The sequence below is a fragment of the Duganella sp. GW821-FHT07F09 genome (assembly GCF_059418705.1).
Map to the genome: position 1 here is coordinate 160,250 of NZ_JBWKQJ010000011.1, position 19,668 is coordinate 179,917.

The 19,668-nt window shown below is 63.9% G+C and carries 22 protein-coding genes; 12 read left to right on the forward strand and 10 right to left on the reverse strand.

Annotated elements, in window-relative coordinates; genetic code table 11:
* Window positions 1-4: 4 nt before the first annotated feature.
* Together AC07P1_RS26325 and AC07P1_RS26330 are read left to right on the forward strand one after the other, a co-directional pair.
* Window positions 5-508, forward strand: coding sequence for an RNA polymerase sigma factor (locus tag AC07P1_RS26325; protein ID WP_494698613.1), 504 nt, complete (start codon window positions 5-7; stop codon window positions 506-508).
* Entirely contained in the window at window positions 505-1,284 is a 780-nt protein-coding gene (locus AC07P1_RS26330; protein WP_494698614.1) for an anti-sigma factor family protein, read from the forward strand. The genes AC07P1_RS26325 and AC07P1_RS26330 overlap by 4 nt, the downstream gene beginning before the upstream one ends.
* An 84-nt stretch (window positions 1,285-1,368) precedes the next feature.
* Here the strand turns inward: AC07P1_RS26330 and AC07P1_RS26335 are convergent, their stop codons facing one another.
* Window positions 1,369-2,073 carry a type 1 glutamine amidotransferase domain-containing protein gene (locus AC07P1_RS26335; RefSeq protein WP_494698615.1) on the reverse strand — a complete coding sequence of 235 codons (705 nt, stop codon included), beginning with the start codon at window positions 2,071-2,073 and terminating at the stop codon, window positions 1,369-1,371.
* An 18-nt stretch (window positions 2,074-2,091) separates the two neighbouring features.
* Window positions 2,092-2,883 (reverse strand): metal-dependent hydrolase, encoded by a 792-nt coding sequence (locus tag AC07P1_RS26340; protein WP_494698725.1) that lies wholly within the window; start codon window positions 2,881-2,883, stop codon window positions 2,092-2,094.
* Window positions 2,884-3,042: 159 nt separating this feature from the next.
* Between AC07P1_RS26340 and AC07P1_RS26345 the strand changes: the two genes are divergently transcribed.
* Window positions 3,043-3,618: a histidine phosphatase family protein gene (locus tag AC07P1_RS26345; protein ID WP_494698616.1), complete on the forward strand. Its 576-nt coding sequence runs from the start codon at window positions 3,043-3,045 to the stop codon at window positions 3,616-3,618.
* Window positions 3,619-3,683: 65 nt separating this feature from the next.
* On the opposite strand, the gene AC07P1_RS26350 is transcribed toward AC07P1_RS26345, so the two are convergent.
* The 3 genes from AC07P1_RS26350 to AC07P1_RS26360 are packed head-to-tail and all read right to left on the reverse strand — an operon-like array spanning window position 3,684 to window position 5,479.
* Window positions 3,684-4,106 (reverse strand): tellurite resistance TerB family protein, encoded by a 423-nt coding sequence (locus AC07P1_RS26350; RefSeq protein ID WP_494698617.1) that lies wholly within the window; start codon window positions 4,104-4,106, stop codon window positions 3,684-3,686.
* Window positions 4,107-4,130: 24 nt separating this feature from the next.
* On the reverse strand, window positions 4,131-5,087 hold the full coding sequence (locus AC07P1_RS26355) for a TerC family protein (protein WP_494698618.1): 957 nt from the start codon (window positions 5,085-5,087) through the stop codon (window positions 4,131-4,133).
* Window positions 5,088-5,113: 26 nt separating this feature from the next.
* Window positions 5,114-5,479, reverse strand: coding sequence for an HPF/RaiA family ribosome-associated protein (locus AC07P1_RS26360; RefSeq protein WP_494698619.1), 366 nt, complete (start codon window positions 5,477-5,479; stop codon window positions 5,114-5,116).
* Window positions 5,480-5,595: 116 nt separating this feature from the next.
* Here AC07P1_RS26360 and nhaR point away from each other — a divergent pair, with 116 nt between their 5' ends.
* Entirely contained in the window at window positions 5,596-6,495 is a 900-nt protein-coding gene (gene nhaR, locus AC07P1_RS26365; protein WP_494698620.1) for a transcriptional activator NhaR, read from the forward strand.
* 65 nt (window positions 6,496-6,560) lie between these two features.
* Here the strand turns inward: nhaR and AC07P1_RS26370 are convergent, their stop codons facing one another.
* From AC07P1_RS26370 to AC07P1_RS26385, 4 genes are all read right to left on the reverse strand, one after another.
* Window positions 6,561-7,016 carry a fasciclin domain-containing protein gene (locus AC07P1_RS26370; protein ID WP_315215361.1) on the reverse strand — a complete coding sequence of 152 codons (456 nt, stop codon included), beginning with the start codon at window positions 7,014-7,016 and terminating at the stop codon, window positions 6,561-6,563.
* 136 nt (window positions 7,017-7,152) lie between these two features.
* The gene (locus tag AC07P1_RS26375; RefSeq protein ID WP_494698621.1) at window positions 7,153-7,611 is read right to left on the reverse strand and encodes a nuclear transport factor 2 family protein; all 459 of its coding nucleotides are present in this window, start codon (window positions 7,609-7,611) and stop codon (window positions 7,153-7,155) included.
* Between the two features lie 154 nt (window positions 7,612-7,765).
* The gene (locus AC07P1_RS26380; protein ID WP_494698622.1) at window positions 7,766-8,410 is read right to left on the reverse strand and encodes an NADPH-dependent F420 reductase; all 645 of its coding nucleotides are present in this window, start codon (window positions 8,408-8,410) and stop codon (window positions 7,766-7,768) included.
* 139 nt (window positions 8,411-8,549) lie between these two features.
* Window positions 8,550-8,996 (reverse strand): Rrf2 family transcriptional regulator, encoded by a 447-nt coding sequence (locus tag AC07P1_RS26385; RefSeq protein WP_494698623.1) that lies wholly within the window; start codon window positions 8,994-8,996, stop codon window positions 8,550-8,552.
* 167 nt (window positions 8,997-9,163) lie between these two features.
* Here AC07P1_RS26385 and AC07P1_RS26390 point away from each other — a divergent pair, with 167 nt between their 5' ends.
* The 8 genes from AC07P1_RS26390 to AC07P1_RS26425 all read left to right on the forward strand — a co-directional run bounded on the left by AC07P1_RS26390 (window position 9,164) and on the right by AC07P1_RS26425 (window position 19,003).
* Complete coding sequence (locus AC07P1_RS26390) at window positions 9,164-9,304, forward strand: hypothetical protein (protein ID WP_494698624.1); 141 nt, start codon at window positions 9,164-9,166, stop codon at window positions 9,302-9,304.
* Window positions 9,305-9,552: 248 nt separating this feature from the next.
* Window positions 9,553-10,218: a response regulator gene (locus AC07P1_RS26395; RefSeq protein WP_494698625.1), complete on the forward strand. Its 666-nt coding sequence runs from the start codon at window positions 9,553-9,555 to the stop codon at window positions 10,216-10,218.
* A complete protein-coding gene (locus AC07P1_RS26400) occupies window positions 10,208-11,575 on the forward strand; it encodes an ATP-binding protein (protein ID WP_494698626.1) in 1,368 nt (455 codons plus the stop codon). Before AC07P1_RS26395 ends, AC07P1_RS26400 begins: the two co-directional genes overlap by 11 nt.
* Window positions 11,576-11,693: 118 nt before the next feature.
* Window positions 11,694-12,098 (forward strand): YgiW/YdeI family stress tolerance OB fold protein, encoded by a 405-nt coding sequence (locus AC07P1_RS26405; RefSeq protein WP_494698627.1) that lies wholly within the window; start codon window positions 11,694-11,696, stop codon window positions 12,096-12,098.
* A 109-nt stretch (window positions 12,099-12,207) separates the two neighbouring features.
* Window positions 12,208-12,900: a DNA-binding protein gene (locus AC07P1_RS26410; RefSeq protein WP_494698628.1), complete on the forward strand. Its 693-nt coding sequence runs from the start codon at window positions 12,208-12,210 to the stop codon at window positions 12,898-12,900.
* 412 nt (window positions 12,901-13,312) lie between these two features.
* A complete protein-coding gene (locus tag AC07P1_RS26415) occupies window positions 13,313-16,192 on the forward strand; it encodes a TonB-dependent receptor (protein WP_494698629.1) in 2,880 nt (959 codons plus the stop codon).
* Between the two features lie 184 nt (window positions 16,193-16,376).
* Window positions 16,377-17,915, forward strand: a complete 1,539-nt coding sequence (locus AC07P1_RS26420; RefSeq protein WP_494698630.1) for a carboxylesterase/lipase family protein — start codon at window positions 16,377-16,379, stop codon at window positions 17,913-17,915.
* Window positions 17,916-18,034: 119 nt separating this feature from the next.
* Window positions 18,035-19,003: an AraC family transcriptional regulator gene (locus AC07P1_RS26425; protein WP_494698631.1), complete on the forward strand. Its 969-nt coding sequence runs from the start codon at window positions 18,035-18,037 to the stop codon at window positions 19,001-19,003.
* Window positions 19,004-19,009: 6 nt separating this feature from the next.
* Here the strand turns inward: AC07P1_RS26425 and AC07P1_RS26430 are convergent, their stop codons facing one another.
* Window positions 19,010-19,510 carry a type VI secretion system amidase effector protein Tae4 gene (locus AC07P1_RS26430; protein WP_494698632.1) on the reverse strand — a complete coding sequence of 167 codons (501 nt, stop codon included), beginning with the start codon at window positions 19,508-19,510 and terminating at the stop codon, window positions 19,010-19,012.
* Window positions 19,511-19,668: the final 158 nt, after the last annotated feature.

A 19,668-nucleotide genomic window follows, 5' to 3' on the forward strand; every position in this document is an offset into this window, starting at 1 on the left:
ATCCATGACCGCAAACGCCACCATCAACAACGATATCGCCGCCCTGCTGCCGCGCTTGCGCCGGTTCGCCCGCACCATCGTCTACAACCGCGAGGACGCGGACGACCTGGTGCAGATCGCCGTCGAGCGGGCGCTGGCCCGCAGCGCGCAATGGCAGCCGGACACGCGCCTGGACAGCTGGATCTTCAGGATCATGAAAAACGCCTGGATCGACGAGGTGCGCTCGCGCATCCGGCGCGACAATCTGTTCGCGCCGGAAGAGGCGGGCGAGCACGTCGGCGACCAGGCGGCCGAAGCGCAGCAGCAACGCATGGCGATCGAGAAGGCGGTCGGCATGCTGTCCGAGGAGCACCGCATGGTGGTGGCGCTGGTGCTGGTCGACGGCATGCCGTACAAGGAGGCGTCCGAGGTGCTGGAAATTCCGATGGGCACCCTGACCAGCCGGCTGGTGCGCGCCCGCACGGCATTGCAGGAAATATTATCCGATCAAAAGAGGACCGCGACATGAGCTTTTCCGACGAAACCCTGATGGCCTACGCCGACGGCGAGCTGGCCGAGCCGGCGCTTGGCGAGGTCGAACGCGCGGTGCGCATCGATCCGGCCGTCGCCGCGAGGGTGGCGCAGCACCGGGCGCTGCGGGCCGACGTGTTCGCCGCCTTCGCGCCCGTCGCCGACGAGCCGGTTCCGCCCAGGCTGGTGGCGGCGGCCTTGCCGGGCAAGGTGGCCGATTTGAGCGCGGTGCGCGCCGCCCGCGCCGGCGGGGCCCATCACGCGGCGGCGTCGGCGTCGCACGCGGCCGAGCACGGGGAACGCGGTCGCTGGTCGTGGCGGGAGTGGGGCGGCGTGGCCGCCTCGCTGGTGGTCGGGGTGGTGGTGGGAAGCCTGGTGCTGGGCGGGGCCGGGCGCGAAGGAGCGGGGCGGGCGGCCGTGGCCGGTGCCGATGGGGCGCTGGTGGCGCAGGGACCGCTGTCGAACGCGCTGTCGCAGCAATTGGCCGGCACGAGCGGCGGGGCGGTCGATATCGGCGTCAGCTTCGTGGCCAGGGATGGCGCGCTGTGCCGCAGTTTTACGATGCGGCAGTCGGCCGGTCTTGCCTGCCGCAGCGGCGAGCGATGGAAGCTGGTGATGATGACCGAGGCGGGCGGGGGCGAAGCGGGCGAGTATCGTCAGGCCGGCAGCGCGATGCCGTCGGCCGTGCTGGAGGCGGTCGATGCCCGCATCGCCGGCACGACCATGGATGCGCAAGCCGAGCAGGCGGCGAAGCAGCGAGGCTGGAAGCGTTGATCCGGCCGGTCATCTATTTCGTGGGGCCGCTGGCGGCTCATCGATGGCGGATTACGCTGCGCTCTCAAGTCCTCCGGTCAGGATTTAGGTGGCTTGATTTGGATACGTGGAGGGCTTCAATAGCTTGAGCAGTTCTTCGGCGGCGGCTTCCGACGACGCCGGATTTTGCCCCGTGACCAGCAGGCCGTCGGCGACCGCGTACGGCTGCCAGTCGTCCAGCTTGGAATACATGCCGCCCCGCTCCCGCAGCATGTCCTCGACCAGGAACGGCACCACCTTGGTCAGGCCGACCGCCTCTTCCTCGGTGTTGGTGAAGCCGGTCACCTTCTTGCTGTTGACCAGCGGCTTGCCGTCCGGGCCGTTCACGTGGCGCAGCACGCCCGGCGCGTGGCACACGGCGGCGACCGGCTTGCCGGCGGCAATCATCGCTTCGATCAGCGCGATCGAGTCGCGGTCCTCGGCCAGGTCCCACAGCGGGCCGTGGCCGCCCGGATAGAAGACGGCGTCGAAATCGGCGGCCGACACATCGGCCAATTTGCCGGTGTCGGCCAGCGCCGCTTGCGCCTCCGGATCGGCCTTGAAGCGCGCGGTGGCTTCGGTCTGCGCGTCGGCTTCGTCGCTCTTCGGATCGAGGGGCGGCTGGCCGCCCTTCGGCGATACCAGCGTCAGCTTCGCTCCGGCTTCCCTCAGCTTGTAGTACGGCGCGGCGAATTCCTCCAGCCAGAAGCCGGTTTTCTTGCCGGTGTCGCCCAGTTGGTCGTGCGAGGTCAGTACCATAAGAATGTTCATGTGCGTCCTTTGTGTGGATTAGAAGTCCAGCTTGTCGCCGGGATTGATGGCCATGACCTTGATCTTGCTGTGGCCCAGCGCCGCGCTGTATTCGGCCGGCGTGCCTTTGAGCTGCGGCGTGGTGCCGTAGTGCATCGGGATGACGTAGCGCGGGTGCAGCCATTCGCGCGTCGCCATCGCGGCGTCCTTGGGGCTCATGACGAAGTGGCCGCCGATCGGCATCAGCGCCAGGTCCGGCTTGTAGTAGTCGCCGATGAATTTCATGTCGCCGAACAGGCCGGTGTCGCCCATGTGATAAATCTTGAAGCCGTTTTCCAGCTCGATGATGTAGCCGACCGGTTCGCCGCCGACGTGCACTTCGTCCTTGCCGGTGGCCGGATTCTTCCAGCCCAGCTCCGAGCTGTGCTCGGCGTGCACGGCGGTGATCTTGATGTCCGGGCCGAGCGGGGTGACGGTGCCGCTCTTGCCGAAGCGTACCGCCTGCGTGGCCGGCAGGATGTCCAGCGCCACCACCGATTGCATCAGTCCCGCCGGGCCATAGACCGGCACGTTGTTCAATTTCGCCAGCGCCGGGGCGTCGGCGAAGTGGTCGTTGTGGCCGTGCGTGACCAGGATCAGGTCGACCTTGCCCAGCGCCTCGAGATTCTTGTAGGCCGGCGGCGTTTTCGGGTTGGAGGTCAGCCATGGATCGACGACGATTACCTTGCCGCCCGGCGTGGTGATCTTGAATGTGGCTTGCCCCAGCCACTGCACTTCCGTCTTGTTGCTCTTGCTGTCCTGGGCCGAGGCGGCGAGGGTGGTGGTGAGCATCAAGGTTGCCGCGATGGCGCGCAACGTCTTCGATGTGGCTGACATGGAGTGCTCCTTGAGTGGCTTGGGTGAACGGTTAGCATACGCCACATGCCAAGAGCGCGTCACACGGTCGAGCTGTGCCGCATACTGTCCAAATTAGCTTATTCGGGAGGCGGCATGTTGCGTCGTTCATTTATGGGAATGCTGGCGTTGCTGGGCGCAAGCCCCGCCGGTGCTGGCGACACGGATAGCGAAGGTCTTTGGCGCCGTCTGCGCGAAGGCGGCCATGTGGTGTTGATACGCCACGCGGCGACCGTTCCGGGTGTTGGCGATCCGGAAAATTTTAAGCTTGGAGTGTGCGCTACCCAACGCAATTTGTCGGATGGCGGACGGGAGGATGCGCGCCGCATCGGCGCGGCCTTTCGCGAACGTTCGGTGAAGGTGTCGCAGGTGCTGTCGAGCCGGTGGTGCCGCTGCGTCGATACGGCGCAGCTGGCGTTCGGCCGCGTGCGGCCCGAGACCATGGTCGATTCGATGTTCAACGATGACGACGCGGCGCGCCAGAGCAAAGTGCGCGCGTTGCGGGCCTACCTGTCCACGCACAAGGCGCCGGGCAATCTGGTGCTGGTGACCCACGACATCAATATCCGCGTGCTGGTGGGCGAGAGTCTGGCGCAGGGCGAGATGGTGGTGGCGCTGGCGCAGCCGGACGGCACACTGAAATCCGTCGGCGTATTGCCGCTGCAGAAATAAATTGATAAGTGAAAAAGCCGCCACCGCTTTTCGGCGGTGGCGGCTCCCTGTTTCGCCAGTTCAGCTTAGCGTACTGTCAACTGGCTGACTTCCTCCTTGACGAAGTGCGACTCCGCCGACCACACCGAGCAGGCACGGGACAGCAGCTTGGCCTCGGCGTCGGCCAGCACGCCGTCGGCGTCGGCGATGTTCCACATGGCCCGCAGCAGCTGGCGGCGCAGCGCCGGGTCGTGGATCTCGCCGAGCAGGGCGTCGATGGTCGCTTCGTCCAGCACCACGTGCTCGTGCTTGACGGAGGTGCTCAGCATGTCCTTGCACAGGTCGTCGACCAGGTCGTGGAAGTTGTCGATGTCGATGTCGATGTACTCCAGCAGCCGCGAACGTTGCAGCGCCTGCAGCTCGGACGGCGCCATGTTGCCATCCACCACCATGCACAGGGCCACGAGTCGGCCAGCGGCGCTGGCGCTATCGGTGTCGTAATGTCTCATTGTGTTACTCCTTCAAAATTTAACTTATTTCTTACGCGTCACATACAAGCTGGCGACGACGCTACCTGCGATCAGCAAGGCCACCACCGACAGCGAGATGTGGACCGGGATGTGTATCCACGGCAGCAACAGCATCTTCAAGCCGATGAAGCACAGCACCAGTGCGAGGCCGAATTTGAGCAGGTGGAACCGGTCTGCGATATCGGCCAGCAGGAAGTACAGCGCCCGCAAACCAAGGATCGCGAACATGTTCGACGTGAATACGATGAACGGGTCCGACGTGATGGCGAAGATGGCCGGGATCGAATCGACCGCGAACACCAGGTCGGTCACCTCGATCAGGATCAATACCAGCAGCAGCGGCGTTACGTAACGCTTGCCGTCTTTCCACACGAAGAACTTCTCGCCGTGATCGCCTTCCGACACCGGCAGGTGGCGCCGGGCGAACTTCAGCACCGGGTTGTTCTTGACGTCCGGCTCGTCGTCGACCGCCCTGAACATCTTGACGCCGGTGTACAGCAGGAACGCGCCGAACAGGTACAGCACCCAGCTGAATTCGCTGACCACCCACGCGCCCGCCAGAATCATGATGGCACGCATGACGATCGCACCGAGCACACCGTAGATCAGCACGCGGCGCTGGTATTCAGGTTTGACCTGGAACGCGGTGAAGATCAGCAGGAAAACGAAGATATTGTCGACCGACAAAGCCTTCTCGATCAGGTAGCCGGACAGAAACTCCAGCGATTTTTGTTCCGCGATCTCCGCGCCGACGGTGCCGTTCAAATACCACCACAGGCCGCCGTTAAACGCCAACGCCAGGCTGAACCAGCCCAGCGACCATGCGCCCGCCTCGCGCAGCGTCACCTTGTGCGCCTTGTTGCCGCCGAAGACCCACAGGTCGACGGCCAGCATCAGCAGCACGAAGGCCACGAAGCCCGCCCACATGGGGGCGGTGGCGATGTTCTCGATTCCAGTCATTTGCCGCTCTCCGCTTGGTTGTTACGTTATCGCTCGTCTTTGCCGTCGGACGCCTCGTCCGCCGGCGCCAGGGTGGCCACTTTGTCGTGGGTGAATTCGCGGCTGCGCGACAACTGGCGCGCCAGCGCGCGGTCGGCGCGTTCGGCGGCGCGGTCGATCGCGGCGTACATGTCTTCCTCGGTATCCTCGATGACGACGGTCTTGCCGTTGTCCAGGCTGATTTGAATCTTGCAGCGCTTGTCGCGGCCGCCGCGCGGACCGTTGATGTCCGACAGCCACACGGCCAGGCGGCGGGTCAGCGCCCAGCCCAGCGACGTTTCCAGGCGACGATACACGTAGGCGCGCAGGCTTTCGGTAAGGACCAGGCCGTTCGATTGGATTGCGATGTTCATGATCATTTCCTTTCTTGGTGGATGACAAGACTCATGATAGGGGCGCTCAATCATTCGTACAATTCGAATATACTTGGTTAAACACTCGAAAAAATCGATGTATTTAAGGATAACTAATGGCCACTCTGAACTACAAACACCTGCGTTACTTCTGGATGGTGGCGCGCAGCGGCAGCATCGCCAAGGCCGCCGAACAGCTGCATTTGACGCCGCAATCGATCTCCGGCCAGCTGACCGAATTCGCCGACACCTTGGGCGTCGAACTGTTCCGGCGGGTGGGGCGGCGCCTGGAATTGACCGAGACCGGCAACCGCGTGCTGCGCCACGCCGAGGACATCTTCAGCGCCGGCGACGCCTTGCTGGAGGTCGTTAAAGATCAGTCCGCCACGCAAGCTACCACGTTCCGGGTGGGGGTTTCCGATTCGGTGTCCAAGGCGGTCGCCTGCCGCCTGGTGGCGCCGGCGCTGTCGCTGGCGGAGCCGACCCGGCTGATTTGTAGGGAAGGGCGGCTGGCCGCGCTGCTGGCCGACATGGCCGTGCACAAGCTCGATCTGATCATCACCGACCGCACCATGCCCAGCCACCTGAGCGTGCGCGGCTATAACCACTTGCTGGGCGAGAGCGAGCTTGGCGTGTTCGGGGCGCCCGCGCTGGTGGAGACGTTGAGCGGGGCGTTTCCGGAATGCCTGAACAATGCGCCGCTGCTGTTGCCGGGAGAGGATTTCGCCGTGCACGCCAGGCTGATGCAGTGGCTGCACACGCACGTGCCGCGTTTGCATGTGATCGGCGAATTCGACGACAGCGCCATGATCAAGGCCTTCGGGCAGTCGGGCGCCGGGCTGTTCTTCGCGCCGGCGGCGATCGCCGACGCCATCTGCGCGCAATATGGCGTGGTGATGATCGGCACCATCCCTTCGCTGCGCGAGCAGGTCTACGCGATCACGACCGAGCGGCGCATCAGCCATCCGGCCACGCAGGCGATCCGGCAGGCGGCGCGGGAGACGTTGTCGGCTTGACGCGCAACGGAAAAGGGCTGGGTTCCGCATCCGCGAAACCCAGCCCTTTGTCATAGGTGAGACTTTTACTTAGGCATGACGACGGTGTCGATGACGTGGATCACGCCGTTGTCGGCGGCGATGTCGGTCTTGGTGACGTGGGCCTTGTCGACCATGACCTTGCCGTCTTTGGCGGTCACGGTCAGTGATTCACCCTGCACGGTCTTGACCTTGCCCGGCTTGACGTCCGCCGCCATTACCTTGCCCGGCACCACGTGATAGGTCAGGACTTTGGTCAGCGCGGCCTTGTCTTTCAGCAGGGCGTCGAGCTTGGCTTTTGGAATCTTCGCGAAGGCTTCGTCGGTCGGCGCGAACACGGTGAACGGACCCGGACCTTTGAGCGTGTCGACCAGGCCGGCCGCTTGCACCGCCGTCACCAGCGTGTTGAACGAACCGGCCGATTTGGCGGTGTCGACGATGTCCGCCGCGCTGGCCGCGCCGAAAGCCATGGTGAAAGCTGCTGCCATCAAGATCTTCTTCATGTACATCTCCTTTGAGTGAACCGTTTTTCGAATCGGCATACGCGTAATTTATAGGTTGAAGCGAGCTTTGTCCCGTAAATTGCGTGCAGTGCGACGATTTGTGCGGTTCATTGGCGGTTCACTCTAATGGAAATGGTCAATGCCCGTAGCTCAGCACGCGCAGCAGCTTCCATGTGCCTGCTTCTTTTTCCCAGACCATCGAGAAGCGGTAGACGCCGCAGCCTTCCTTCGCGCCTGCCGCCTCCGACGAACAGAAGCGGTGGCTGCCGATGTGCATCGCCCGGTCCGGGCCGGCCGGAAACACCTCGGCCGTGTCGTTCATGGCCTCGCGGCGCAGCGTGCCCGGTTCCTTGAATTTGTTTTCGAAAATGCGGATGTTGTCGGCGTAGCCCGTCAAGCCGGTGCGGTCGTGATAGAACTCGAGCCGGGGGCTGAAGCCCCGTTTCATGGTCGCGATATCGCGCGCGTTGATGGCGCCGAACAGGCCCGCGTCCGCCGCCAGGATCTCTGCGCGCAGGTCTGGCTGTTCGGCGGCAAGAACGGGCGACGCGAGAATGGCGGCAAGCACGAAAATTGTGGTGGTCGGTAACTTCATCGGAGCTCCCATGGATTGAATGATGGGCACAGCCTACGCCGTTGTTGTGAAGTCGGCGACGCCGATCCGACGAATGGTCGATCGGGAGGGATTGGCGGTCGCCAGGCGGATTGAATGCGGCCGGCATCGGACGACGATACCGGCCGCGTCGCCCTTAGACCTTGGCGAAGTTACTCATCGCCAGGGGGCCGAACGGCAGCTGAATCAACGGGCCGCCGACATCGAGCGAGCCCAGATCGACCGGGAAATAGCCGATGGCATCGAGCAGCTTGCGCACTTCGGCTTTGGCGGCGGCGTCGTCGCCGGCGTAGAACATGGTGCGCTGGCCGCCGGCCGCTTCGGCTTGGGGAATGACGTTGGCGTCGACGTGGTTGAAGGCCTTGACCACGCGCGCGCCCGGCACCAGTTTGGTGAGGATCGCGCTGGCGTGCTGGTCGCCCAGATCGATCGCCTTGATGCCGTAGGCGGCCAGCGGATTGTTCGGGTCGTTGCGGTCGGGGGAGTCGGGGGCGAGGAACAACACCGGATTGGTGGCGTCGATGACGATGCGGTTGTTCCAGGCGGGCAGGTCCTTGACCAAGGTCTCGAGCGCTTCCCATGGCACGGCGACGACCACGATATCGGCGCTGGCGGCCTGTTCGATGGTGCCGGCGGTGATGTTCGAGCCGAGTTCGGCCACCAGCTTGCCCAGCGATGCCGGGCCCGATTTGTTGGCGACGGTTGCCGAGATGCCTTTGGCGGCGAATGCGCGAGCGACGTTGGAGCCCAGGGCGCCAGAACCAATGATACCGATATTCATATTAACTCCAAAAAGAAACGGGGCGGATTGTTCGGGACCTCAGCGCCCCTTAGGCTGCGGTCCTTGCCTTGCCAGTGATGGTTAGGTGGTTAAGGTATTTGTGTAGCTAACACAGTGACATTTAAGGTCAAAAAAAACGCTACCAAGTCAGCGGGATCGTGAATTTCCCCAATCTTGCGGTCTCCGCCGCGATATCCGCGATGGTGACTTTCGACAATTCGTTCTCCAGGGCCGATTGGGCCTTGTCCAGGGTGGGCCGGATGGCTTCCTGGATGTTGCTGCCCACGATGCAATCCTTGAACGGGGAGACACGATGCAGCGTAAAAATATCCGTATCCTCCACCGCCCGGTACACGTCCAGCAACCGGATCTGGTCGCTGGGCTTGGCGAGGATGGCGCCGCCGCCGGCGCCCAGTTGCGATGTCGTCAGGCCCGCCTCGCTCAGCAGGGACAGCAGCCGGCGGATCACCACCGGGCCGGTCGCCGCCGAATGGGCGATATCCTCCGAACGCACCGGCTTGCCATCCATAACGACGATGGAGACGAGGGCGTGAACGGCAACGACAAAGCGTGAACTGGTTGGCATGATTTGCTAAGAAACTGTGTTGCAGCCACTATTACACACTCACTTGGGCGTGTCAACTCGGTTTTCTCAAAAAGTTTTTACAATCCGGTCGGCCGTAGACTAAATTCGGACTAAAATTGGTTTGTCTTTGTGAGGAGGGGCAGCATGATGAAGCCAAGTTGGCGGTCATGGATGTGAAGAGCTACGAGGAGCAAGAGCAAACCCTTGCCATGCTCAAGATGTTAGCTTTAGGCAGTCGAGAAATCGAACAAGGCAAATTCCGAGACGCTGAAGATGTGTTTGCCGAACTGGATAAAGCTGACGACTGATGCGAATGCGTGTGATCATCCTTGACTCGGCCGCGTTTCAGGGATGAATCGCGTAGTTTATGAAGTCCGGGAAGACAAGATTTATATCCATATGATCATTGATGTGCGGAGAGATGATCTCGTTGCTGACGCGGCGCCTGTTAAGAGATATCTAGCCTCATTCTTCTTAAGATTCGTTTCATCTTGCAGCGTCAAACTCGGCGATGTTTTTCCGCCATACTGGCGGTAATCTCCTGTCCGAGTCCCCCATGCGCATTCTGTTAGTCGAAGACGACACCTCCCTGGGCGAAACCATCCTCGCGTGGCTGCGGCTCGACCAGCACGCGGTCGACTGGGTGCAACGCGGCGATTCGGCCCAGACCGCGCTGATGACCCACCGCTACGATTGCGTGCTGCTCGACCGTGGCTTGCCGGGCCTGTCCGGCGACGCCTTGCTGGCCGAGCTGCGTGCCAGCGGCAACCCCGTGCCGGTCATCCTCATCACCGCCTTCAACGCGCTGGCCGACCGGGTCGAGGGACTGGACCTGGGTGCCGACGATTACCTCGTGAAACCGTTCGAGCTGGAGGAGATGTCGGCGCGCATCCGGGCGGCGGCGCGGCGCGGCGCCGACCAGGCGAGCAACGACCTGGTGCACGCCGACATCACGCTCAACCTCGACACCAAGCAGGCCAGCCTGGGCGGCCAGCCGGTGGCGCTGACCGCGCGCGAATACCATGTGCTGTACGCGCTGCTGCTGCGCAAGAACAGCATCGTCACCCGCGCCCAGATCGAGGAAACCCTGTACGGCTGGGGCGATGAGGTGGAAAGCAACGCCATCGAGGTCTACATCCACAACCTGCGCAAGAAGCTGGGCGCCGACAGCATCGTGACCGTGCGTGGCCTCGGCTACCGGCTGAAAAACAATGACGATTAAACCGGCGGACCCGCACCGCGCGCCGTGGTCACTGCGGCGGCGCCTGCTGGCGGTGATCGTGGCGGCCAGCACCGTGCTGTGGCTCGCCAGCCTCGGCATCGTCACCGTGATTGCCTGGCACGAGACCAACGAGGTGTTCGACGACGCGCTGGAGGAGTCCGGCTACATGATCATGGCCGCCACCACCGAATGGAACGAGCGCGGCCTGCTGGCGTCGGCGCGGCCCGGCGGCGCGAACGGCCGCAAGGTCGACATGCAATACCAGATCGTCGTCGACGGACGTGTGATCCAGCGCACCAGCGGCGCGCCGGTCCGGCCTTTTGTCACCGGCTTCGACGACAGTCACGGCTTTGCCGACCCCGAGGTGGACGAGCGCCGCTGGCGGGTGTTCGTGGTGCGCGACGAGGAGCGCCGCTTCGAGGTGCAGGTCGGCCAGAAGTACAAGAAGCGCTTCGATATCCTGGAAGAGCTGGCCGAGTCGCTATGGCTGCCTGTGCTGGGCTTTCTGACCTTGCTGGCGCTGGTGTGCTGGCTGTTGACCGGGCGCGTGCTCAAGCCCTTGCACCGGACCGCGTCGGCCATCGCGGCCAAGACGCCCGACGACCTGGCGCTGGTGCCCACCGCCGGCCAGCCGCGCGAGTTGCTGCCGATCGTGCTGGCGCTGAACGGCGTGCTGGGCCGGCTGGACGCGGCGCTGCAAGCAGAGCGCCGCTTCACCGCCGACGCCGCGCACGAACTACGCACGCCGCTGGCCGGGTTGCACATGCATGTGCAATTGCTGCAGCGGCAGCATCCGGATCTGGCGGCGTCCTTCCAGAAGCTGCGCCAGGATATCGCGCGCATGACGGGGCTGGTCGATAGTTTGCTCGCGCTGGCGCGGCTCGACCCACTGGCGCGCGAGCAACTGGTGCGCGAGCCGGTGGCGCTGGCGCCGCTGTTCCAGCGCTTGCTTGCCGCCCACGCGGGCGAGGCCGAACAGCGCGGCATCACGCTGTCCGCGCGCTGCGATCTGGAGCAAGTGGACGCCAACCCGCAGATGCTGGGGATCATGCTGCGCAATTTGATCGACAACGCGCTGCGCTATTGCCCGGCCGGCAGCCGGGTCGAGATCGCGGCGGACCGCATCGCCGGCCATGGCCGCATCGTCGTGCGCGACGACGGCCCCGGCGTCGACGAGGCCAGCCGGCAGCGGCTGACGGAGCGGTTCTTCCGCGTGCTGGGGCAGGGGCAGGGCGGCAGCGGACTCGGTCTGTCGATCGTCAAGCGCATCGCCGACCTGCATGGCATCGATATCGTGTTCGGTCCAGGCCTCGACGGCCGAGGCCTCGGCGTCACGCTGAATCTGCCGCCACGCTGAGGTAGGCCGGGGTCGGCTGTTCTTTAAGATACGGTTAATGTCCAATCGGTGTAATGCGTCCGTGCCTGCGATGAACAGCAGGTCCCGATAACGACCCACCACCACAAAGGACAACACCATGAAACGCATACTCAAAATCTCCTGCATCACCGCTCTGCTGGCCGGTTCGGCCTTCGCCGTCGCCCAGACCGGCGGCTACGCCGGACCGTCGACCAACGCCGCGCCGGCCGGCTACTCGGGGCCGTCGACCGTGCCGCTGATGACCGCCAAGGATCTGCTGGCCAAGGGCAAGGACGACCAGTACGTCAAGCTCAAGGGCAAGCTGGTCAACCACAAGGGCGGCGAGGAATACGAGTTCGCCGACCAAAGCGGCAAGATGACGGTCGAGATCGACGCCAAGCGCTTCCCGGACGGCGCCAAAATCGACCAGAACACGCTGGTGGAGCTGACCGGCGAATTCGACAAGGAAACCTTCGGAGAATCGACCCTGGACGTCAAGCAAATCAAGGTTGTGAGCAACTAGGCAACCCGTTGCGCGCGGCGTGCACCTTTGGCTGAATAGTCTTGCCGCCGCGTAACAACATCTGTATCTTGTGGGGATCGTATTTGTTAAATTTCCACTGGAGCCTGCAATGTCACGTCAAGAAGTCACAGCCGAACAGGTCGCCTCGGCGGCCGATGAGTTACAGCGCGACGGCGAGCGGGTGACGATCGAGGCGGTCTGCGCGTTGCTCGACGGCGCCTCCGTCAACGCCGTGCACAAGCATCTGACGGCGTGGCGCGTCCGCAACGCCAAGCCGGCCGAGGCGCCCAAGCTGGATATCCCCGAGCCGATCGCCATCGCGCTGGGCAAGTGGGCGCAGCAGTTGGCCGAGGAGGCCGGCGTCGGCGCCCGCGACGCGCTGGCGCAGTCCGAGGAGGACATGCAGGTCCTGCTCAAGTCCGGCGAGCAGTTCGAGGCCGAGCGCGAAGAACTGCTGGCGCAGGTGGCCAGCCTGACGGTCGAGCGCGACGAGGCGCTGGCCACCGTGGCCGAGCGCGGCGAGGAGATCGACCAATTGCAGGCCGAGCTGCGCAACGCGCGCCATATCGCCACCGACGCGCTGGTGGGCAAAGCCAAGGACCAGTTGGCCATCGAGGGCAAGGATAGCCAGCTGGCCGACCTGCGCGCGCAGATCGAGCGCAACGTGGCGGCCGCCGCAGCGTTGTCCGACGCGCGGCTCAACGCCGAGATGGAGCTGGTCGGCGCCGTCACGGCGCGCGACAATTTCGCGGCGGAGATCAAGGAGTTGCGCGCGCGGCTCGCGTCGCGCCGGGCGGAATAAGGTCGCGCCAGCCGCAAACCGGCCTCGGCGGCTTTGCCGGGGCCGCCTCGCTTTCGCCCCCGAAATCGTCCCGGTGCGGCTTTCACGCAACGGTTTGCCGCATGGCCGGCAGTTTTTTTCATGTCGCCCGACACGTGGCGAGCTCTTCCCTTGGCAATCGTTACGGCGGCCTGCGAGCGGCGCCGCATCTGTCCCTTTTCCAGCCTCCACGCCCGGTGCGCGCCATCTCCGGCCGTGCGCGCTCGCGACCGAAATAACGACTTCCAGCATGTTGTCATAACATTTTCGGTATCAGAACAAGGAAAAATTTGATTGGTTTGCTCTCGGCTCGCTCCTTAAGATAGTTTCGCAGCACAAGGAAAAGTGCTTGCGAACTAAATCATTTACAAAAATTATAATTATGGAGACAGACATGAGCGTACCTGCCACGGGGAATCGCGCAGCACCCCAACACCATCTGAAAATCAAGCTGTCGGTCGCCGTCCTGGCCGGCGCCGGCATCCTGACCAGCGCCTCGGTGTGGGCGCAAGCGGCCGCTGAAAAAACCGAGCCGCCGATCGACACCGTGGTCGTCACCGGTGTCAAGGCATCGCTGATCAAGAGCCTGGCGATCAAGCGCACCAACGACCAGGTCGTGGAATCGGTCGTCGCCGAAGACATCGGCAAACTGCCCGATAACAATGTCGTCGAAGCGCTGCAGCGCGTGACGGGGATCCAGGTCACCAACCGTTCCGGCGGCGAAGTCGGCACCTTGTCCATCCGTGGTCTGCCCGATGTCCAAACCACCTGGAACGGCCGCACGATTTTCACCGCGTCCGGCACGCAGGTCGCGCTGCAGGACATTCCCTCGACCCTGGTGCGCCAGATCGACGTCTACAAGACGCGCGACGCCAGCCAGCTGGAGACCGGAATCGCCGGCCAGGTTGACGTCAAGTCGCTGCGGCCGTTCGATTTCAAGGGGCCGAAAGTGTCGGTGTTGGCGCGTGAAACCTATCTCGATCCTGCGAAAAAGTACAATCCCCAAGCCAGCGCCATGTTCAGCAACCGCTGGGAAACCGGCATCGGCGAAGTCGGCGCCCTGGTCAATCTGTCTGCGAGCCGGACGAAGTACCGCAACGAAAGCGTGACGCCGGGTGCGATGGTGCCGTTTGTCAGCCCCAACGCCGCCGAAGTCCCCGCCGGTTACACGCCCTTGCAGCGCATCACCGACACCAGCATCTGGACGCCCGGCACCCGTACCGGCCTGCCGACGGCAGCCGGTTCCACGCTGGATTTCAACGGCAAAGCCTATCCTTACTACCTGGCGCGCGACGCCGTTTTCCAGAGCGACGTGCAGGGCAAGCGCGAGCGTCCCGCCGCCAATCTCGCCTTGCAGTGGAAACCGAACAGCAGTTCGGTCTACACCTTCGAATCGATGTACAGCGGTTATCGTGACAAGTCCTTCAACCAGTTGCTGTTCAGCTTTGTCGACTGGTGGGGCGATCTCGGCAGCAACCCTGCGGGGACGATTACGACGTTCCCGGGAACGAACATCATCAAGAGCCGTAATGTCGGTAGCGTCTATGGCTTCAACAGCGGCGACTACACCACGTCGGCGACCGATTCCCGCGTGTATGCCCTGAACGGCAAGTGGGATATCGGCGACAGGTTGAGGCTGGACGGCGACCTGTCGTACCAATCCAGCAGCTTCCACTCGGAATTCACCGCCACCCGGATCGATCGCGTCGCGCCTTCCATCAACGTCGACTTCAATGCCGGCGGCGGCAACACGGCCTTCGGTTTCAACAACAATGCCGACCTGACCGACCCGACCAAGTGGAATGTCGCGCAGTTCTTCGACAACGCCAACCGCAACAAGGGCAGCGCCGCGACGGCCAATCTGTCGGGCGTCTACGATGCCGACTGGGGTCCGCTGCAGACGATCCAGTTCGGCGCGCGCCTCGACGACCGCAAGGCGTCGGAGGCCAACCGGACCCAGTCGGGCACCTTGAACCGCAACCTTGCCTCGCTCGGTCCGGAGTATTCCTCCACCAATTCGAACTTCGGCACGGACATCTCGAACGTTCCGCGCTCATGGGTGGAGCCCAATGCCTACTACATCCGCGACCATATCGACGACTGGCGCAAGCTCTTCAACTCGACCGACGCGAACTTCCTGACGACGGACCAACTGAGGTTGCAGAAGACGTTCAAGGTCGATGAAAAAACGAGCAACTTGTTCTTGATGGGGAATACCCAAAACGAGCTGTTCGGCAATCGCCTGCGCGGCAATTTCGGCGTGCGCTACGTCAAGGTCGATACCGACATGACCTTCTATAAGGTTGATGCCACCACCAAGGCGGTCACGCCGTCCAGTGCCAGCAAGTCGACCAGCAAGTTCCTGCCCAGCGCGACCTTGATTTACGATCCGGCCAAGGACGTCGTGCTGCGCTTTAACTATGGTGAAACCCTGCGCCGCCCGAACTTCGGCGATTTGAATCCCGTCCTGCAACTCGGCGACGACGTGTCGAGGGTAGGTTATGGCTCGGGCAGCGGCGGCAATCCGGACCTGGAACCGACGCGCGCCAAGAACCTGGATCTGACGGCCGAGTGGTATTTCCAGAAGGACAGCGCATTCTACGGTACTGCGTTCAAGCGCAAGATCGAGGGCCTGGTCGTGGGCTTGCGCCGCAGGGTGCACGTCGATCCTGCGAACGACCCGTTCCGCAACTCGACCTCGGGCGGCGACCATACGAACGGCTATGACTACGTCATCAACTCGCCGGTCAACGCCTCCGACGGCACGATCAGCGGCGCCGAGCTCGGCTTGATCTACTTCCCGAAATGGCTGCCTAGCGCGCTGGACGGCCTGGGGTTCCAGGGCAGCTTTACGAAACTGACGTCGTCGCAGAACGTGCCCGAGGTTAATGATGCCGGCGACATCGTCGCCCAGCTCAAGACACCGTTCTTCGGCGTGTCCAACAGGTCCTACAATGCCACCTTGGCTTACGAAAAGGGCCCGGTCAGCGCGCGCTTGTCCTATGTGTGGCGCTCCGGCTTCCTGGCCAGCAACGAAGCCGCCTTGTTTGCCAATCCGCTCGGTATCTGGCGTCATCCGGAAAAGAGCGTGGACATGCAAGTGTCGTACAAGATCAACGACAACATGTCGGTCGATATCAGTGGCGTCAACCTGACCAACGAAATGCAGCAGCAGTACTACCACTTTGGCAATGCGGGCAACGCGCAGACGACCAATTTCGGTACGCTCCAGATCGGCCGTTCGGTCTCGGTTGGCTTGCGCTGGAAGATGTAAGCGTCAACACGTAGTACTCGCCGCAAGGGGGCGATTTTATTTGCGCGTCGCGGGCCTCGGCCCCCGGCGCGTTTTTTTTTTGCGCCAAGCCGTTGGTGAATTTCGAAAAGGCGGCTGCGCAAATTCGCACCATTGCCAAGGAATAAAGGGAGTAGCATTCCGACCATAATCGGAGACCATAATAATGAGATATTTACGTGCGGCCACCCTGGTCGCGTCGCATCTCGGGGGCCTGACGGCCGGCGCGGCCCATGCGGCCCAGCAGACCGCTGCCGTCAAGGTGACCGGCGGCGAGATCGCCGGCACGCGCGCCGGCGCGATGCGGACTTACCTGGGCGTGCCGTTCGCCGCGCCGCCGGTCGGCGCGCTGCGCTGGCGGGCGCCGCAGCCCGTGGCGCCGTGGCAGGGCGTCAAGCGGGCGGCCAGCTTTTCCGCCGCTTGCGCGCAGACCGCCGTGTGGGTGACCAACCCGAAAAGCGAGGACTGCCTCTACCTCAACATCTGGGCGCCCGAGAAAGCCGCCAAGCTGCCGGTGATCGTCTGGATACACGGCGGCGGCTACTATGGCGGCACCGCCGCGCAAGGCGGGTTCGACGGTGGCAACCTGGCCGCGCACGGCGCCGTCGTCGTCACGCTGAACTACCGCCTCGGCATCTTCGGCTTTTTCGCCCACCCGGACCTGTCGGCCGAGTCTCCGGACGGCGCCTCCGGCAACCAGGGCCTGTTGGACCAGATCGCGGCCTTGCGCTGGGTCAGGAGCAACATCGCGGCCTTCGGCGGCGATCCGGAGCGCGTGGCGATCGCGGGCGAGTCGGCCGGCGGCACGTCGGTCGGGGCGATGGTGGTGTCGCCGCTGGCGCAGGGGTTGTTCCAGCGCGCCATCGCCGAGAGCGGCTATGCGGCCGTGCCGCTAGACGCCGGCGATCATACCCAATTGGATCGCCGGCGCGCCGAGGCGCAAGGCCTCGCTTTCGCCCGGGGCCTGGGCGCGCCGGATCTGGCGCGGTTGCGTTCGATGAGCGTCGAGGACTTGCACAAGCCGGCCTGGTCGCCGCGCGCGATTGTCGACGGGCACGTGCTGCGCGAAGATTTGACCACCACCTATCGCCATCGCCGTCACAACGACGTGCCGCTGCTGGTGGGCTGGAACGCCGAGGAGGGCAAGGACCTGGCGCCGGAGATCCTGGGCACCGGCGACTTTACGGCGGCCCGGCATCGCGAGCTGGTGACGAAGCTGCTCGGTCACGCGCCGTCCGACGCGTTGATGGCTCGCTATCCCGGCGCCACCGACGCCCGGGCCAAAGCTTCCATCGATCAGCTCACCAACGACTGGTGGGGCTGGGGCAGCCTGTACTGGGCCAGCCTGCAAGCGAAGCATGGCCGCGCCAAATCGTACGCCTACTTTTTCGCGCACCAACCGGCCGAGCCATCGACGCCTTGCGGCTATGGCTGCGGCGCCGGACATGGCGCCGAGATTCCGTACGTGTTCGACAATCTCGACAAGGATGGACGCGCGTGGACCCGGTCGGACCGCCAACTGGCCGCGCGGCTGGCCCGGACCTGGGTCGGTTTCGCCGCCACCGGCAGTCCGGAAGGGAAGGGCTTGCCGGCCTGGCCCGCCTACGATGGCACCAACGCGTCGGTGCTGCGCATCGGCGGCGCGGCCGACCTGGAACGCCATCCGCTGCCGGACCTGTCGGTGTTTCCGCCGATGGCCAAGTAGCGCCGAGAGTCGTCCGATCCTGCCTGACTATTGCCCAATCCTGTCGATAAAAGATAATTTGCTGGCGAAGTCGACACGGGAGCGGCTAGACTAGTCGGGTGGGATTTTCGGGAGCGCCAGTGAGAGCATGCGAATTGGGGAACGGTCGGGCCGGCGAGCGCACCTTGCCTGTGCGGGCGCGCATCGCGGCCGATTGCGACCGCCTGGACTGGCGGAACCCGGTCCTCGAGACCGGCATTCCGGGCCTGACCTTGTACCGGGTCGCCGAGCCGACGCCGCCGTTTTCCAGCATCTACGAACCCAGCTTGTCCTTGATCATTCGCGGCCGCAAGCGCGTGGTCGTCGGCGCGACCGTCCTGGATTATGGCGAGTCGAACTTCCTGCTGACCGCGATCGATCTGCCGACCACGGTGCAGATACTGGAGGCGAGCGAGGCCGAACCTTATTACGCGGCCTTGTTGCGGCTCGACCTGGAGCGCTTGCGCGGCATCATCGTGCAACACGATGTGCGGGCCGCCGCGCCGCAGGGGGAGATGGGGATGGCGGTGGGCACGGCGAGCGCCGAGCTGTTCGACGCGCTGGCGCGCTTGATCGCGTTGATGGACGCGCCGCGGGACATTCCCTTTCTCGCCGCGCACATCCATGAGGAGATCCTGTACCGGCTGCTCAGCGGGGAGCAGGGCGACTATCTGCGGCGAATCGCGCTGTCCGGCTCGCAGACCAACCGGGTGGCGAAGGCGATCGCCTGGCTCAAGCAGAACTACATGGCGCCGCTGCGCGTCGAGCAGCTGGCCGGGATCGCCAGAATGGGAACGTCGACCCTGCATCACCACTTCCGCGCCATGACGGCGATGAGCCCCTTGCAGTATCAGAAGCACTTGCGCCTGCATCACGCGCGGGAGTTGATGCTCAGCGAGGCGGCCGACGCGGCCACCGCCGCCTTCCAGGTGGGCTATGAAAGCGCGACCCAGTTCAGCCGCGAATACCGCCGCATGTTCGGCGCGCCGCCGATGCGGCACATCAAGGCCATCCAGCAACTGAACGCCGTTCAAGCCCCCCCGCGCGGGTTGGCGGGCGCTTCCGATTAACAGCAATCACGGGAGGCTCCAGAAATTGGCGCGGTCCGTGCGGTATTTCGCCCCCGGTTCATTGAAATAGCAGTTGTCGTAGCAGGCGCCGCCGTCGTAGAGCGTGGCGTGTCCCTGCGCGTCCGTCCAGCCGGACACTTCGAACAGGATCAGGCCTTGCCGGCCGGCCAGGATGCCGCCGCCGGAGGCCGGATGGTCGACGACCTCGGGTTTGCCCCATTGCCGCGTCAGGAAAGCGATCAGGTCGCGCACGCGGAAAAAGTACTGCCGTTTGTCCGCCCCGGACACGGTCTTGCCCCGGATGGCCGGCAGCACCATGCCCGCCTCGCCCAGGATGTAACTCATGCGCACGGCGCAGGTGTTTTCCCAGCGCTGGCCCGGATTGGGATTGTTGATGTTCTTGGCCACATAGCCGCCGATCACCTCCGCCACCTTGGCGGCGGAATTGTCGCGGTCGTAAATCCGTTGCGAAGCTGCCCATGCGGCACTAAAAGAGGGGCGGGCCATGGTGTCATCCTTGTTGTGGGTGGATCGGTGCCGCGCGCGGCTTGGGCGCGGCCGCGCGGGGCTGCCCGGTCATTTTACCCACGGCGCCGTCGTCGTAGGGATTTCCCGATCAAGGTTCAGGCTATCCCGATATTGTTCAAACCAACATTCCCGTAACA

What these genes read in the sequence shown, in the direction of transcription:
- AC07P1_RS26325 (WP_494698613.1), top strand. Translation starts at nt 5, where the DNA reads ATGACCGCAAACGCCACCATCAACAACGATATCGCCGCCCTGCTGCCG.
- AC07P1_RS26330 (WP_494698614.1), top strand. Translation starts at nt 505, where the DNA reads ATGAGCTTTTCCGACGAAACCCTGATGGCCTACGCCGACGGCGAGCTG.
- AC07P1_RS26335 (WP_494698615.1), bottom strand. Translation starts at nt 2,073, where the DNA reads ATGAACATTCTTATGGTACTGACCTCGCACGACCAACTGGGCGACACC.
- AC07P1_RS26340 (WP_494698725.1), bottom strand. Translation starts at nt 2,883, where the DNA reads ATGCTCACCACCACCCTCGCCGCCTCGGCCCAGGACAGCAAGAGCAAC.
- AC07P1_RS26345 (WP_494698616.1), top strand. Translation starts at nt 3,043, where the DNA reads ATGTTGCGTCGTTCATTTATGGGAATGCTGGCGTTGCTGGGCGCAAGC.
- AC07P1_RS26350 (WP_494698617.1), bottom strand. Translation starts at nt 4,106, where the DNA reads ATGAGACATTACGACACCGATAGCGCCAGCGCCGCTGGCCGACTCGTG.
- AC07P1_RS26355 (WP_494698618.1), bottom strand. Translation starts at nt 5,087, where the DNA reads ATGACTGGAATCGAGAACATCGCCACCGCCCCCATGTGGGCGGGCTTC.
- AC07P1_RS26360 (WP_494698619.1), bottom strand. Translation starts at nt 5,479, where the DNA reads ATGAACATCGCAATCCAATCGAACGGCCTGGTCCTTACCGAAAGCCTG.
- nhaR (WP_494698620.1), top strand. Translation starts at nt 5,596, where the DNA reads ATGGCCACTCTGAACTACAAACACCTGCGTTACTTCTGGATGGTGGCG.
- AC07P1_RS26370 (WP_315215361.1), bottom strand. Translation starts at nt 7,016, where the DNA reads ATGAAGAAGATCTTGATGGCAGCAGCTTTCACCATGGCTTTCGGCGCG.
- AC07P1_RS26375 (WP_494698621.1), bottom strand. Translation starts at nt 7,611, where the DNA reads ATGAAGTTACCGACCACCACAATTTTCGTGCTTGCCGCCATTCTCGCG.
- AC07P1_RS26380 (WP_494698622.1), bottom strand. Translation starts at nt 8,410, where the DNA reads ATGAATATCGGTATCATTGGTTCTGGCGCCCTGGGCTCCAACGTCGCT.
- AC07P1_RS26385 (WP_494698623.1), bottom strand. Translation starts at nt 8,996, where the DNA reads ATGCCAACCAGTTCACGCTTTGTCGTTGCCGTTCACGCCCTCGTCTCC.
- AC07P1_RS26390 (WP_494698624.1), top strand. Translation starts at nt 9,164, where the DNA reads ATGGATGTGAAGAGCTACGAGGAGCAAGAGCAAACCCTTGCCATGCTC.
- AC07P1_RS26395 (WP_494698625.1), top strand. Translation starts at nt 9,553, where the DNA reads ATGCGCATTCTGTTAGTCGAAGACGACACCTCCCTGGGCGAAACCATC.
- AC07P1_RS26400 (WP_494698626.1), top strand. Translation starts at nt 10,208, where the DNA reads ATGACGATTAAACCGGCGGACCCGCACCGCGCGCCGTGGTCACTGCGG.
- AC07P1_RS26405 (WP_494698627.1), top strand. Translation starts at nt 11,694, where the DNA reads ATGAAACGCATACTCAAAATCTCCTGCATCACCGCTCTGCTGGCCGGT.
- AC07P1_RS26410 (WP_494698628.1), top strand. Translation starts at nt 12,208, where the DNA reads ATGTCACGTCAAGAAGTCACAGCCGAACAGGTCGCCTCGGCGGCCGAT.
- AC07P1_RS26415 (WP_494698629.1), top strand. Translation starts at nt 13,313, where the DNA reads ATGAGCGTACCTGCCACGGGGAATCGCGCAGCACCCCAACACCATCTG.
- AC07P1_RS26420 (WP_494698630.1), top strand. Translation starts at nt 16,377, where the DNA reads ATGAGATATTTACGTGCGGCCACCCTGGTCGCGTCGCATCTCGGGGGC.
- AC07P1_RS26430 (WP_494698632.1), bottom strand. Translation starts at nt 19,510, where the DNA reads ATGGCCCGCCCCTCTTTTAGTGCCGCATGGGCAGCTTCGCAACGGATT.